This is a genomic window from Pseudaquabacterium rugosum (assembly GCF_038066575.1).
Lineage (GTDB): Bacteria > Pseudomonadota > Gammaproteobacteria > Burkholderiales > Burkholderiaceae_C > Pseudaquabacterium > Pseudaquabacterium rugosum.
Genome location: NZ_JBBUTF010000016.1, coordinates 99,612 through 113,068 on the forward strand (window position 1 = coordinate 99,612; position 13,457 = coordinate 113,068).

The following is a 13,457-nucleotide window of genomic DNA, read 5'->3' on the forward strand; positions in this document are numbered from 1 at the left end:
GAACACAGCGCCCCCGGTCCTGGCGGGCGAGCACGGAGTCCGCAAGACCATGGAAATCTTCCTCCAGCAGATCATCAACGGTCTGGTGCTGGGCAGCATGTATGCGCTCGTGGCACTGGGCTACACGATGGTGTACGGCATCATCAGCCTGATCAACTTCGCGCACGGCGAGGTGCTGATGGTGGGCGCGCTCACCGCCTGGACCGTCGTCACCTGGCTCGGCGACTCCGGTCTGCCGGGCTGGCTGCTGCTGCTGCTGGCGGCCGTGGCCGCGATGGTGGTGTGCGCGACCCTGAACTTCACGATCGAGAAGATCGCCTACCGGCCGCTGCGCACCGCGCCGCGCCTGGCCCCGCTGATCACCGCCATGGGCATGAGCCTGCTGCTGCAGACCCTGGCCATGATCCTCTGGAAGCCGAACTACAAGCCGTTCCCGATCCTGCTGCCGAGCCAGCCCTTCGACATCGGTGGCGCGGTGATCAACACCACGCAGATCCTGATCCTGGTGGTCACCGCGGTCACGCTGGCCGGCCTGATGTTCCTGGTCAACAAGACCAAGCTGGGCCGCGCGATGCGCGCCACGGCCGAGAACCCGCGCGTGGCCGCCCTGATGGGCGTGCAGCCGGACAAGGTGATCTCCGCCACCTTCATCATCGGCGCCGCGCTGGCCGCGCTGGCCGGCGTGATGTGGGCCGCCAACTACGGCTCGGTGCAGCACACGATGGGCTTCCTGCCCGGCCTCAAGGCCTTCACCGCGGCGGTCTTCGGCGGCATCGGCAACCTGGCCGGTGCGATGGTCGGTGGCGTGCTGCTGGGCCTGATCGAGGCCCTCGGCTCGGGCTACATCGGTGACCTGACCGGCGGTCTGCTGGGCAGCCACTACCAGGACATCTTCGCCTTCATCGTGCTGATCCTCGTGCTGACCCTGCGCCCGAAGGGCCTGCTGGGCGAGCGCGTGGCCGACCGCGCCTGATCGCCACCGGACGACGACACACACGAGAACTCCCACCATGAAGAACAAGCTTGGCGTCTTCCTGCTGGCCGCCATCGGCCTGCTGATCCTGCCGCTGATCGCGCAGCAGGCCGGCAATGCCTGGGTGCGCATCATCGACATCGCGCTGCTGTACGTGCTGCTGGCGCTCGGTCTGAACATCGTGGTCGGCTACGCCGGCCTGCTGGATCTGGGCTATGTCGCGTTCTACGCGGTCGGCGCCTACATGTTCGGCCTGCTCGCCAGCCCGCACCTGAGCGAGAACTTCGAGGCCTTCCGCGCGATGTTCCCGACCGGGCTGCACACGCCGATCTGGCTGGTGATCCCGCTGGGGGCGGCATTGGCGGGCATCGCCGGTGTCACGCTCGGCGCCCCGACGCTGCGCCTGCGCGGTGACTACCTGGCCATCGTCACGCTGGGCTTCGGCGAGATCATCCGCGTGTTCATGAACAACCTGGACGCGCCGGTCAACATCACCAACGGCCCCAAGGGCCTCGCGCAGATCGACTCGCTGAAGATCTTCGGCCTGGATCTGGGCAAGCCGCTGCAGATCGGTGGCTTCGAGCTGCCGTCGGTGACGCTGTACTACTACCTGTTCCTGACGCTGGTCATCATCAGCGTGGTGCTGTGCTACCGCCTGGAGGACAGCCGCATCGGCCGCGCCTGGATGGCCATCCGCGAGGACGAGATCGCCGCCAAGGCGATGGGCATCAACACCGTCAACATGAAGCTGCTGGCCTTCGGCATGGGCGCGACCTTCGGTGGCGTCTCGGGCGTCATGTTCTCGACCTTCCAGGGCTTCATCTCGCCGGAGAGCTTCTCGCTGCAGGAGTCGGTGATGATCGTCGCGATGGTGGTGCTGGGCGGCATCGGCCACATCCCGGGCGTGATCGTCGGCGCGGTGGCGCTGTCGGCGCTGCCTGAGGTGCTGCGTTATGTCGCCGGCCCGCTGCAGGCGATGACCGATGGCCGTCTGGACGCCGCCATCCTGCGCCAGCTGCTGATCGCACTCGCCATGATCGTCATCATGCTGCTGCGTCCGCGCGGCCTGTGGCCCTCGCCCGAGCACGGCAAGGCCGCGGCCCAGCCGGCCGGCCGCTGACCCTTCGTCCACCCCGAACACGAGAGATCGCGCACCCATGAACGCGAACCCCCAAGCCGTGCTGAAGGTGGCCGGCGTGTCCAAGCGCTTCGGCGGCCTGCAGGCCCTGTCCGAGGTCGGCATGACCATCGGTGCCGGCCAGGTCTACGGCCTGATCGGCCCCAACGGCGCCGGCAAGACCACCTTCTTCAACGTCATCACCGGCCTGTACACGCCGGACGCCGGCAGCTTCGAGCTCGGCGGCCAGCCCTACCGGCCGGAGGCCGTGCACCAGGTCGCCCGCGCCGGCATCGCCCGCACCTTCCAGAACATCCGCCTGTTCGCCGAGATGACGGCGCTGGAGAACGTGATGGTCGGGCGCCACGTGCGCACCCGCTCCGGCCTGATCGGTGCGCTGCTGCGCACGCCGTCGTTCAAGGCCGAGGAGGCCGCGATCCGCGAGCGTGCCCAGCAGCTGCTGGATTACGTGGGCATCGGCAAGTACGCCGAGTTCAAGGCGCGCACGCTGAGCTACGGCGACCAGCGCCGTCTGGAGATCGCCCGTGCCCTGGCCACCGATCCGAAGCTGATCGCGCTCGACGAGCCGGCCGCCGGCATGAACGCCACCGAGAAGGTGGTGCTGCGCGAGCTGATCGACCGCATCCGCAACGACGGCCGCACCATCCTGCTGATCGAGCACGACGTGAAGCTGGTGATGGGCCTGTGCGACCGCGTGACCGTGCTGGACTACGGCAAGCAGATCGCCGAGGGCACGCCGGCCGAGGTGCAGCGCAACGAGAAGGTGATCGAGGCCTATCTGGGCGCGGGCGCGCACTGACCACCGCGAGGACGAAGAGATGACGAATTCCAAGAACGTGCTGCTGGAGGTCCAGGGCCTGAAGGTCGCCTACGGTGGCATCCAGGCCGTCAAGGGCGCCAACTTCGAGGTGCGCGAGGGCGAACTGGTCAGCCTGATCGGTGCCAACGGTGCCGGCAAGACCACCACGCTGAAGGCCGTCACCGGCCTGCAGCCGGTGGGCGACGGCGACATCCGCTACCTGGGCCGCAGCATCAAGGGCCAGGGCGCCTGGGATCTGGTGCGCCAGGGCCTGGTGATGGTGCCCGAGGGCCGCGGCACCTTCACCCGCATGACCATCGTCGAGAACCTGCAGATGGGCGCCTTCATCCGCGACGACGACGAGATCGAGGCCGACATCGACAAGGTGTTCGCCATCTTCCCGCGGCTGAAGGAGCGCGCCGAGCAGCTGGCCGGCACGATGTCCGGCGGCGAGCAGCAGATGCTGGCCATGGGCCGTGCGCTGATGGCCCGGCCCAAGGTGCTGCTGCTCGACGAGCCGTCGATGGGCCTGTCGCCGATCATGGTCGACAAGATCTTCGAGGTGGTGGCCGACATCCACTCGCGCGGCACCACGATCCTGCTGGTCGAGCAGAACGCCAGCCGTGCGCTGGCGCTGGCCAACCGCGGCTACGTGATGGACTCCGGCGAGATCACGATGACCGGTCTGGGCCGCGATCTGCTGGCCGATCCGAAGGTGCAGGCGGCCTACCTCGGCGCCTGAGGCTCCGGCGGTGGGGCCACCGGCCCCTTGCCCCCGACGGCACCCACCACGGGTGCCGTTTTTTTTCGTCCCGCCTCGGCGCGGGACGGAACTTGTGCGCGCCCCGGCCTTCCCTCAGGGAGGCCGCTCCCCGTCGCCTGCCCCCCGCCCGCCGCCTGGCCGGGCGGCGCGCGCGCTGCGGGTGGGGCCTGACACCGCCGGGCCCCGTTCCACAGGGCTCCTCCTTCGCGCCGCGCCCGCGGCCGGTCCCGCCAGGGCCGGCGCCGGTGCCCACAGGACCCGACGATGCCGCACGACATCAGCCTGATCGCCACCCTCGCCGCCGGCTTCGGCCTGGCCTTCGCCCTCGGTCTGGTCGCCGTGCAGCTGCGCCTGCCGCCGCTGGTCGGCTATCTGCTGGCCGGCGTGCTGATCGGCCCGCACACGCCGGGCTTCGTCGCCGATGTCGGCCTGGCCGGCCAGCTGGCCGAGGTCGGCGTGATGCTGCTGATGTTCGGCGTCGGCCTGCATTTCTCGCTGCAGGACCTGATGGCGGTGCGCCGCATCGCGGTGCCCGGCGCGCTGGTGCAGATCCTGGTCGCGCTCGCCATGGGCGCCGGCCTGGCGCTGGCCTGGGGCTGGTCGACCGCGGCCGCGCTGGTCTTCGGCCTCAGCCTGTCGGTGGCCAGCACGGTGGTGCTGCTGCGCGCGCTGGAAGCCCGGGGGCAGCTGGCCACCGGCCAGGGCCGCATCGCGGTCGGCTGGCTGGTGGTCGAGGATCTGGTGATGGTGCTGGTGCTGGTGCTGCTGCCGGCGCTGGCCGGGCTGCTGCAGCCGGCTGCGGACGCGTCCACGGCGGCGGGCGCCGCCGGCCTGTGGTCGGCCCTCGGCCTGACGCTGGCCAAGGTCGGGGCCTTCATCGTGCTGATGCTGGTCGTCGGCCGGCGGCTGCTGCCGCGGGCGCTGTGGTGGGTCGCGCGCACCGGCTCGGCCGAGCTGTTCCGGCTGGCGGTGGTGGCGGTGGCGGTCGGCGTGGCCGTCGGCGCGGCGGCGCTGTTCGATGTCTCGTTCGCGCTCGGCGCCTTCTTCGCCGGGATGATGTTGCGCGAGAGCGAGTTCAGCCACCGTGCGGCCGATGAATCGCTGCCGCTGCGCGATGCCTTCGCCGTGCTGTTCTTCGTCTCGGTGGGCATGCTGTTCGATCCGGCGGTGCTGCTGCAGTCGCCGTTCAAGGTGCTGGCGGTGGTGGCCGTCATCGTGCTGGGCAAGACACTGGCGGCGATCGCGCTGGTGCTGCTGCTGCGCCATCCGCTGAACACCGCGCTGACGGTGGGCGTCAGCCTGGCGCAGATCGGCGAGTTCTCCTTCATCCTGGCCGGCCTGGGCGTCGCCCTCGGTCTGCTGCCGGAGGAGGGGCGCAGCCTGGTGCTGGCCGGCGCGCTGCTGTCGATCGCGCTCAACAGCGCGCTGTTCGCGGCCATCGAGCCGCTGCAGCGCTGGATCCTGGCGCGCTCGGGCTGGGCGCGCCGGCTCGATGCGCGCGAGGACCCGCTGGCCGCGCTGCCGGCGTCGACCGGCCACGATCTGTTGCAGGGTCAGGTGGTGGTGGCCGGCCGCGGCGCCCTGGCCGAGGCCGTCGCCGACGGCCTGCACGCGGCCGCGGTCGCGCTGGTGGTGATCGACCCGCAGCGCCAGCGGGTCGAGGCCCTGCGCGCGGCCGGCGTGGCCGCCGTCTGCGGCGAGCCGACCGATCCGCTGGCCCTGGTGCAGGCCCACATCCACCGCGCCGGCTGCCTGGTGCTGGCGCTCGATGACGCGATGGCCGTCGGTGCGATCACCGAGCAGGTGCGGCTGCTGCGGCCCGAGCTGCCCATCATCGTCGGCGGCACCCAGGGCCTGGCCGACTGCCCGGCGCCCGATCCGGCGCTGCACTGGCTGGCCGCCGAGGCCGTGCTGGCCGAGGCGCTGGTGCGGCAGGCCCAGCAGCTGCGGGTGGCGCCGCCGGCGGCGGCCCCGACCTGGCCGCAGGCGCCGGCCCAGCCGGCCTGAGCGGCGGGGCGTGGTGTGGCGCGGCGCCCCGGCCGTCCGCCGCTGCAGCAGCCCGTTGTTACCCGCCCGCACAGGGGCTGGCCGACGATCCGTGCCACCGGGCCGGCAGGGCCCGGCAGCCTGACCCCGAGGAGCGATCGATGAGCCGGATCCTGATGCTGTGCGGTGATTTCATGGAGGACTACGAGGCGATGGTGCCGTTCCAGGCGCTGCAGGCGCTCGGCCACACGGTGCTGGCGGTGGCGCCCGACAAGCGCGCCGGCGACTGGGTGGCCACCGCCATCCACGACTTCGAGGGCCACCAGACCTACACCGAGAAGCCCGGCCACCGCTTCATCCTCAACGCCGCCTTCGAGCAGATCGACCCGGCGACCTGCGACGCGCTGCTGGTGCCCGGCGGCCGGGCGCCCGAGTACCTGCGGATGAACAGCCGCGTGGTCGACGTCGTGCGCCACTTCCTGCTCAACGACAAGCCGGTGGCCGCGATCTGCCACGGCGCGCAGCTGCTGGTGGCCACCGGCCTGCTCAAGGGCCGGCGCGTCAGCGCCTATCCGGCCTGCCAGACCGAGGTCGAACTGGCCGGCGCCGAGTACATGGGCGTGGCCATCGACGCCGCCGTCACCGATGGTCGGCTGGTGACGGCGCCGGCCTGGCCGGCCCATCCGGCCTGGATCGCGCAGTTCCTGGAGGTGCTGGGCACGCGCGTCCAGACCTGAGCCCCGGGCCGCGCCGGCCGACCGCGGGTCCCTGCGCTTGCCCGCCGGCCCCGCCCGCACCGATGATGCCGGCCTGCCGTCTTCCGTGCGCGAGCTCCGTCGCGCCTGCCGTCCATGTGCCGCCTGTTCATCGAAGCCGATCCCGACGACTACGCCTGCCGGACCCGTTCGGTGCGCCTGCACGGCGTGGTCACCAGCATCCGCCTGGAGAACCTGCACTGGCGGGTGCTGCAGGAGATCGCCGCGCGCGACGGGCTGAGCCTGGCCCAGCTGCTCGAACGCCTGTGGGACGAGCTGACCGCCGCCCGCGGCGAGATCGGCAACTTCGCGTCCTTCCTGCGCGTGAGCGCGCTGCGCTACGCCTGCCTGATGGCCGACGGCCTGGTGCCGCGGGCCGTCGATCGGCCGATCCGCACGCTCGATGTCGACCAGGTGCTGGCCGACGAGGCGCGCCTGGCCCGATCGCGCGCCGGCGCGGCTATGCTCGCGCCCCTATGCTCGCCTACCGTCACGCCTTCCATGCCGGCAACCATGCCGATGTCCTGAAACACGCCGTCCAGGTCGCGCTGCTGCGCCACCTGAACGCCAAGGACAAGGGCTGGCGCCTGGTCGACACCCACGCCGGTGCCGGCCTCTACCAGCTGAACGCGCCGCAGGCGCAGAAGCGGCTCGAATTCGTCGACGGCATCGGCCGCCTGTGGGGCAGCGGTGGCCTGCCGCCGCTGCTGTCGGACTACATCGCCCAGGTGCGCGCCTGCAATGGCGGCGCCGGCGACCTCACCCGCTATCCCGGCTCGCCGCTGATCTCGCAGCAGCTCGCCCGCGAGCAGGACCAGCTGCGCCTGTTCGAGCTGCATCCGACCGACGCGCCGCTGCTGAGCCAGCTGTTCGACGGCGACCGCCGCGTCGAGATCAAGAAGGCCGACGGCTTCGCCGCGCTGAAGGCCCAGCTGCCGCCGCCGACCCGGCGCGGCCTGGTCTTCATGGACCCGTCCTACGAGATCAAGACCGACTACCAGGCCGTCAAGGTCGCCTGCGAGGAGGTGATGCGCCGTTTCGGCGAGGGCATGATCGCCGTCTGGTATCCGCAGCTGGTGCTGCGCGAATCGCAGCAGCTGCCGGTGCGGCTGAAGGTGCTGGCCCGCGAGCACGCGCGCAAGGGCTGGCTGCACGTGCGGCTGACGGTGGGCGAGCCCGGGCCCGACGGCTTCGGCATGTTCGGCTCGGGGATGTTCATCTTCAACCCGCCGCACACCCTCGGCGCCGCGCTGCGCGAGTCGCTGCCGGTGCTGGTCGAGCGCCTGGGCCAGGGCCGCGGCGCCGCGCAGCTGCTGGAGATGGACCTGAAGTGAGGGCGGCTGCGCTGGCGCATGTCAGCCTGGGGATCGGGCCCCGGCCGCCGGCACCCCGCCGCCTAGAATCAGGGTCTTCCGACGACCGCCCCAGGGCACGCGCATGAGCATCAAGAGCGACAAGTGGATCCGGCGCATGGCCGAGCAGCACGGCATGATCGAGCCGTTCGAGCCGGGCCAGGTGCGCCAGTCGCCCGATGGCCACAAGATCGTCAGCTACGGCACCTCCAGCTACGGCTACGACATCCGCTGCGCGCCGGAATTCAAGGTCTTCACCAACGTCTACAGCTCGGTGGTGGACCCGAAGAACTTCGACGAGAAGAGCTTCGTCGACATCAACGCCGACGTCTGCATCATCCCGCCCAACAGCTTCGCGCTGGCGCGCACGGTCGAGTACTTCCGCATTCCGCGCAACGTGCTGACCGTCTGCCTGGGCAAGAGCACCTACGCCCGCTGCGGCATCATCGTCAACGTCACGCCCTTCGAGCCCGAGTGGGAAGGCTACGTGACGCTGGAGTTCAGCAACACCACGCCGCTGCCGGCCAAGATCTACGCCGGCGAGGGCTGCGCCCAGGTGCTGTTCTTCGAGAGCGACGAGGTCTGCGAGACCTCGTACAAGGACCGCGGTGGCAAGTACCAGGGCCAGACGGGCGTCACGCTGCCCAAGACCTGATCGGGCGCGCTGACCGCGGGCCGTCGTCGCCGCGGCCGCCGAGGCGGCCCGCGGCGGCACAATCCCGGCTCGTCCGGTGTTCCTGCCGGGCGTCTGTCAGATCCGGGGAGTACACCGATGAAGTGGGAAGGCCAGCGCCAGAGCGACCAGATCGAGGACCGTCGCGGGGCAGGCGGAGGTCTGGGCGGTGGTGGTGGTAGTGGCAGCGGCGTGCGTCTGGGCGGCGGCCGCATCGGCCTGGGCACGGTGGCGGTCGCGCTGCTGGCTGGCTGGATCTTCGGCATCAATCCCTTGACGGTGCTGGGTGTGCTCAGTGGCGGCACCGATCCTGCGGCCATCGTGCAGCCGGCCGAGCGTGGCGCGACCCGCGGCGGCGTGGCGGCGGACAGCGACCCGCGCGCGGCCTTCGTCGCCACCGTGCTGGCCGACACCGAGGATGTCTGGACGGCCCAGTTCAAGGCCGCCGGCCGCGTCTACGAGAAACCGGTGCTGGTGCTGTTCCGCGGCGCCACCCAGACCGCCTGCGGCCGCGGCGAGGCCGCCGCCGGCCCGTTCTACTGCCCGGGTGACCGCAAGGTCTACATCGACCTCGGCTTCTTCGACACGCTGCAGCGCCAGCTCGGCGCACCGGGCGACTTCGCCCAGGCCTATGTCGTCGCGCACGAGGTCGCCCACCACGTGCAGAACCTGCTGGGCATCACCGATCAGGTCGACCAGCAGCGCGGTCGCGTCTCGGAGGTGCAGATGAATGCGCTGTCGGTGCGCGTCGAGCTGCAGGCCGATTGCCTGGCCGGCGTCTGGGCGCACCACTCGCAGCAGGGCAAGGGCTGGCTGGAGCAGGGCGACCTGGAGGAGGCCTTGAACGCCGCCAGCCAGATCGGTGATGACACGCTGCAGCGCAAGGGCCAGGGCACGGTGGTGCCCGAGAGCTTCACCCATGGCAGCAGCGCGCAGCGCGTGAGCTGGTTCCGCCGCGGCCACGACAGCGGCCAGACCAGCCAGTGCAACACCTTCGCGGCGGTGCGCGAGACGCGCTGACGCACGCTGCCCCAGTCCGCCCGCGTCCGGGCGGGTGCCGGGCGGACGCCGGGCCTCAGCCGCGGCCCAGGCTGGTCAGCCAGTCGCAGCGCAGCAGGCCGCGCCGGTGCAGGCGCCGACGCAGCCGCACATAGCCGCGCGGCGTCATGAACAGCAGCATGCAGGCCGTGAAGCCACCGCCCGAGGACAGCAGCACCGAGGGCAGGGTGCCGATCCAGCCGACCAGCCAGCACATCAGCACCAGGTCCCAGATCCGGATCTCGACCGAGGCGCCCTTGTGGTGCAGCAGGTGCCAGCGCTTGATGGCACTGAGTTGTTGCAGGGTCATGGTCGGGCTTCCGGGCGGCAGGCGGGGTGAGGGGGCGGCGCGTGGCCGTGTCCCGTCACTGTAGGCGATGCACGGGTAAACCCGAATCCCGAAAAAGCGGGGGGCGGCCCGTGTGGCTCCGGCCATCGCGCGGCCGGAACGGGTCTGCCGGGACCGGCCCGCCACGCCGCCCGGGCCGGAGCCGCCGTCAGCCCTCAACCCTCAACCAGCGGTCTGCGGGAAGGTGCCGGGCACCAGGATGTGGCGGCCGACGTCGGTCAGCCGGGTGTGGCCGCAGAAGGCCATCGTCACGTCCAGTTCCTTGTGGATGCACTGCAGCGCCTTGGTGACGCCGGCCTCGCCCATCGCGCCCAGGCCGTAGACCATCGCGCGGCCGATCATCGTGCCGCGGGCGCCCAGCGCCCAGGCCTTGAGCACGTCCTGGCCGGAGCGGATGCCGCCGTCCATCCAGACCTCGGTCTTGTCGCCCACCGCGGCGACGATGGCCGGCAGCGCGTCGATGCTGGCCGGTGCGCCGTCGAGCTGGCGCCCGCCGTGGTTGCTGACGACGATGGCGTCGGCGCCGGCCTGCACCGCCAGCTCGGCGTCCACCACCTCCATGATCCCCTTGAGGATCAGCTTGCCGCCCCACTGTTCCTTGACCCAGGCGATGTCGGCCCAGCTCAGGCGCGGGTCGAACTGCTCGTTGGTCCAGGCCGCCAGCGACTTCATGTCGCTGACCTCCTTCACGTGGCCGACCAGGTTGCGGAAGGTGTGGCGCTTCGTGCCCAGCATGCCCAGGCACCAGCGCGGCTTGGTGGCCAGGTTGACGAGGTTGCCCAGCGTCGGCCGTGGCGGGGCGCTCAGACCGTTCTTCAGGTCCTTGTGGCGCTGGCCGATGACCTGCAGGTCCAGCGTCAGCACCAGTGCGCTGCACTTCGCGGCCTTGGCGCGGGCGATCATGCGGGCCATCGCGTCGCGGTCACGCATCATGTAGAGCTGGAACCAGAACGGCGCCGAGGTGTGTTCGGCGATGTCCTCGATCGAGCAGATGCTCATCGTCGACAGCGTGAAGGGGATGCCGGCCTTCTCGGCGGCGCGTGCGGCGTGGATCTCGCCGTCGGCATGCTGCATGCCGGTCAGGCCGACCGGGGCGATGGCCACCGGCATCTTCGCGGCCTGGCCGACCATCGTCACCGCGGTGCTGCGGTTCTCCATGTTGACCGCCACGCGCTGGCGCAGCTTGATGCGGCGGAAGGCCGATTCGTTGTCGCGGTAGGTGCCCTCGGTCCACGAGCCGCTGTCGGCGTAGTCGTAGAACATGCGCGGCACGCGCTTCTCGTAGAGCTGCCGCAGGTCTTCGATGCAGGTGATGACGGTCATGGTGGCGGCGATGCTAGCGAGGCCGCCGGCCACCGGTGCGGAAACTTCTTCAGGCGCGGGCGGAAGAACCGGCTTCCGGGGTGGTGCGGTGCGCGGGTGCCGGGCTGGATCCGGCCGTCCGCGCAGGCGTCGGCGGGGGCGCGCCCGTGGCGGTCGGCGTCAGCGGGGAGGGCCGCGGCTCGTCCGCGTGCTGCAGCGCCTGCAGCCACTGCGTGGCGTCGGCCTGCAGCGTCGCGCACAGCCGGCGCAGCCAGTGGGCGAACTCGGCGGCCGGGCCGTCGGCCGCGTGCGGACGCAGCCGGTAGGGGTAGGGCGAGGCCACGGCCAGCGGGAACAGCGGGCGCAGCGTGCCGCTGTCCAGCCAGTGGCGCGCCAGGCTGGGCCGTGCCAGCGCCACGCCCTGGCCGGAGACGGCGGCCTCCAGCGTCAGGCCGAGGTCGACCAGGCGCGGGCCGGCGGCCGGCTCCGGCCAGTCCAGGCCGGCGGCGCGCAGCCAGGGCGTCCAGGGCTCCAGCGGCGTGCGCAGCAGCGGGGCCTGCGCCAGATCGGCCGGCGTGCGCAGCGCCGGCAGGCGCGCCAGCAGGGCCGGCGCGGCCACCGGCAGCACGACATCGGCCAGCAGCACCGCTCCGGCCGGCTGGGTGCCGGGCAGGTCGTCGGCGGCGGCGGCATGGACCTCGATGTCGCTGTCGGCCGGCTGGGTCGACAGGAAGGGGATCGACAGCAGCACCTCCAGCTCGATGTGCGGGTGCGTGTCGGTGAAGCTCTGCAGGTGCGGCACCACGATCTGGCGCGCGAAGGTCGGCGGCAGCGTCACGCGCAGGCGCTGCAGGCTGGGCGGCGGGCGCTGGTGCAGCGGCACGGCGGCCAGCAGGTCGAGGGCGGCGCGCACCTGCTGCAGGTACTCGCGGCCGGCGGCCGTCGGCGCCAGCGGCTTGGCCGTGCGCTGCAGCAGCGCGGTGCCCAGCAGCTCCTCCAGCGTCGCCAGTCGCTTGCTGACGGCGCTGGCGGTGATGTGCAGCTCGTCGGCGGCGCGTTCGATGCTGCCCAGCCGCACCGCGGCCTCGAAGGCCCGCAGGCCGTCGATCGACGGCAGGCGCAGCGGGGCGGTGGGGGGCGGCATGGCGGGACTGTACCCGCGTGCCGGCCGCGCCGCGGCCTCAGGCGGTGGCCGGGGCGCTCTCGGCTGCCGGCGTGTCGGCCGGGGCGTCCTCGGCCGTGTGGCAGCTGCTGCCGCCGCAGCCGCTGATGCGCTGCGCGTCCTCGGCGATCGGGCTGCGCAGCGTGCCGGTGGCCGCGTCGTAGCCCAGGCTTTCCATGTGGCCGGCGAGCGCGGCGTCCATCTGGCGGGCGTGCTGCGGGAACCAGATCGCCAGCTCGGCCACGGCCAGCTTCAGCGGCTCGAAGTCGGGCTGCTCGGCCAGGCCGGCGCGGCGCGCGCATTCCTTCATCACGTCGAGCACGGCCTTGTGCTGGAAGCTGTGGCAGTTCTCGGGCTCGAAGCCGGTGGCCGCCATCCAGCGGTCTTCCTGACCGAAGTGCTCGACCGTGTGGTCGACCAGGCGCTGCCAGCGCGCCAGCAGCTCGGCCGGCTCGGCCTGCAGCGCGGCCTCGCAGTCGGCCAGCAGGTCGACGAACTCCTGATGGGTGTGGTCCATCTCGGCGTGTTGCAGGGCGAGGTCGTCGGACCAGGTCAGGGTGGGCATGGGTGGGTTCGGGCAGGACAGTCGCAGGGCGCTCCAGCATAGGCGGGCCGGAGCGGTGCGGGATTGTGGCAGCGCAAGGGCGGGCCACCGCCTGCGGGCGCGCCGCCCCGGCCGCGGCGCTGGTTAGCATCGGGGGCATGAACCTGCCCGCCGTGCCACCGCCCGAGCCGCCCGCCCCGCCTGCGGCGCGTCCGGCCTGGCTGCGTGCGCTGTGGCTGGCCGGCGGCGTCACGGCGCTGGCGCTGGGCCTGCTGGGGCTGTTCCTGCCGCTGCTGCCGACCACGCCCTTCGTGCTGCTGGCGGCCTTCTGCTTCACGCGGGGCAGTCCGCGCGGGGAGCGCTGGCTGCTGGCCCATCCGCGCTTCGGTCCGCTGGTGCGCGACTGGCGCGCCCGGCGCGCGATCCCGCTGCGCGCCAAGCGTCTGGCCTGGACGATGATGGCGCTGAGCTCGGTCTGGGCGCTGTGGGCGCTGCCGTCCCGGGTGGGCTGGATTCCGGCCGTGTGCTGTGCCGCGGTCGGGCTGTGGATGGCGCGGCTGCCCTCGCGCTGATGTCGCGCTGACCTTGCGCTGATGTCGTGCGGACGTGGCGCCGCACGTCCA

At 71.9% G+C, this 13,457-nt stretch carries 15 protein-coding genes; 11 read left to right on the top strand and 4 right to left on the bottom strand.

Going from position 1 to position 13,457, the window contains the following annotated elements; all coding sequences use genetic code 11:
* Window positions 1-49: 49 nt before the first annotated feature.
* The 10 genes from AACH11_RS17380 (at window position 50) to ypfJ (ending at window position 9,459) form a co-directional block, all read left to right on the top strand.
* Complete coding sequence (locus tag AACH11_RS17380; RefSeq protein WP_341375521.1) at window positions 50-973, top strand: branched-chain amino acid ABC transporter permease; 924 nt, start codon at window positions 50-52, stop codon at window positions 971-973.
* 37 nt (window positions 974-1,010) lie between these two features.
* Window positions 1,011-2,093, top strand: a complete 1,083-nt coding sequence (locus AACH11_RS17385) for a branched-chain amino acid ABC transporter permease (RefSeq protein ID WP_341375522.1) — start codon at window positions 1,011-1,013, stop codon at window positions 2,091-2,093.
* A gap of 37 nt (window positions 2,094-2,130) precedes the next feature.
* Window positions 2,131-2,910, top strand: coding sequence for an ABC transporter ATP-binding protein (locus AACH11_RS17390; RefSeq protein WP_341375523.1), 780 nt, complete (start codon window positions 2,131-2,133; stop codon window positions 2,908-2,910).
* Window positions 2,911-2,929: 19 nt separating this feature from the next.
* On the top strand, window positions 2,930-3,652 hold the full coding sequence (locus tag AACH11_RS17395) for an ABC transporter ATP-binding protein (protein WP_341375524.1): 723 nt from the start codon (window positions 2,930-2,932) through the stop codon (window positions 3,650-3,652).
* A 285-nt stretch (window positions 3,653-3,937) separates the two neighbouring features.
* On the top strand, window positions 3,938-5,680 hold the full coding sequence (locus AACH11_RS17400) for a cation:proton antiporter domain-containing protein (RefSeq protein WP_341375525.1): 1,743 nt from the start codon (window positions 3,938-3,940) through the stop codon (window positions 5,678-5,680).
* Window positions 5,681-5,820: 140 nt separating this feature from the next.
* On the top strand, window positions 5,821-6,396 hold the full coding sequence (locus AACH11_RS17405; RefSeq protein ID WP_341375526.1) for a DJ-1/PfpI family protein: 576 nt from the start codon (window positions 5,821-5,823) through the stop codon (window positions 6,394-6,396).
* 114 nt (window positions 6,397-6,510) lie between these two features.
* Complete coding sequence (locus tag AACH11_RS17410) at window positions 6,511-6,942, top strand: ribbon-helix-helix domain-containing protein (RefSeq protein WP_341375527.1); 432 nt, start codon at window positions 6,511-6,513, stop codon at window positions 6,940-6,942.
* Window positions 6,891-7,748: a 23S rRNA (adenine(2030)-N(6))-methyltransferase RlmJ gene (locus tag AACH11_RS17415; RefSeq protein WP_341375528.1), complete on the top strand. Its 858-nt coding sequence runs from the start codon at window positions 6,891-6,893 to the stop codon at window positions 7,746-7,748. The genes AACH11_RS17410 and AACH11_RS17415 overlap by 52 nt, the downstream gene beginning before the upstream one ends.
* Window positions 7,749-7,851: 103 nt before the next feature.
* A complete protein-coding gene (gene dcd, locus AACH11_RS17420) occupies window positions 7,852-8,421 on the top strand; it encodes a dCTP deaminase (RefSeq protein WP_341375529.1) in 570 nt (189 codons plus the stop codon).
* Window positions 8,422-8,538: 117 nt separating this feature from the next.
* Window positions 8,539-9,459, top strand: a complete 921-nt coding sequence (gene ypfJ / locus AACH11_RS17425; protein WP_341375530.1) for a KPN_02809 family neutral zinc metallopeptidase — start codon at window positions 8,539-8,541, stop codon at window positions 9,457-9,459.
* 55 nt (window positions 9,460-9,514) lie between these two features.
* On the opposite strand, the gene AACH11_RS17430 is transcribed toward ypfJ, so the two are convergent.
* The 4 genes from AACH11_RS17430 to AACH11_RS17445 form a co-directional block, all read right to left on the bottom strand.
* Window positions 9,515-9,787 carry a hypothetical protein gene (locus AACH11_RS17430; RefSeq protein WP_341375531.1) on the bottom strand — a complete coding sequence of 91 codons (273 nt, stop codon included), beginning with the start codon at window positions 9,785-9,787 and terminating at the stop codon, window positions 9,515-9,517.
* Window positions 9,788-9,988: 201 nt separating this feature from the next.
* Window positions 9,989-11,149, bottom strand: coding sequence for an alpha-hydroxy acid oxidase (locus tag AACH11_RS17435; protein WP_341375532.1), 1,161 nt, complete (start codon window positions 11,147-11,149; stop codon window positions 9,989-9,991).
* Window positions 11,150-11,198: 49 nt separating this feature from the next.
* Window positions 11,199-12,272, bottom strand: coding sequence for a LysR family transcriptional regulator (locus tag AACH11_RS17440; RefSeq protein WP_341375533.1), 1,074 nt, complete (start codon window positions 12,270-12,272; stop codon window positions 11,199-11,201).
* Between the two features lie 37 nt (window positions 12,273-12,309).
* A complete protein-coding gene (locus tag AACH11_RS17445) occupies window positions 12,310-12,855 on the bottom strand; it encodes a hemerythrin domain-containing protein (RefSeq protein WP_341375534.1) in 546 nt (181 codons plus the stop codon).
* Window positions 12,856-12,992: 137 nt separating this feature from the next.
* On the opposite strand from AACH11_RS17445, the gene AACH11_RS17450 reads away from it, so the two are divergent.
* Window positions 12,993-13,406, top strand: a complete 414-nt coding sequence (locus AACH11_RS17450) for a YbaN family protein (RefSeq protein WP_341375535.1) — start codon at window positions 12,993-12,995, stop codon at window positions 13,404-13,406.
* Window positions 13,407-13,457: the final 51 nt, after the last annotated feature.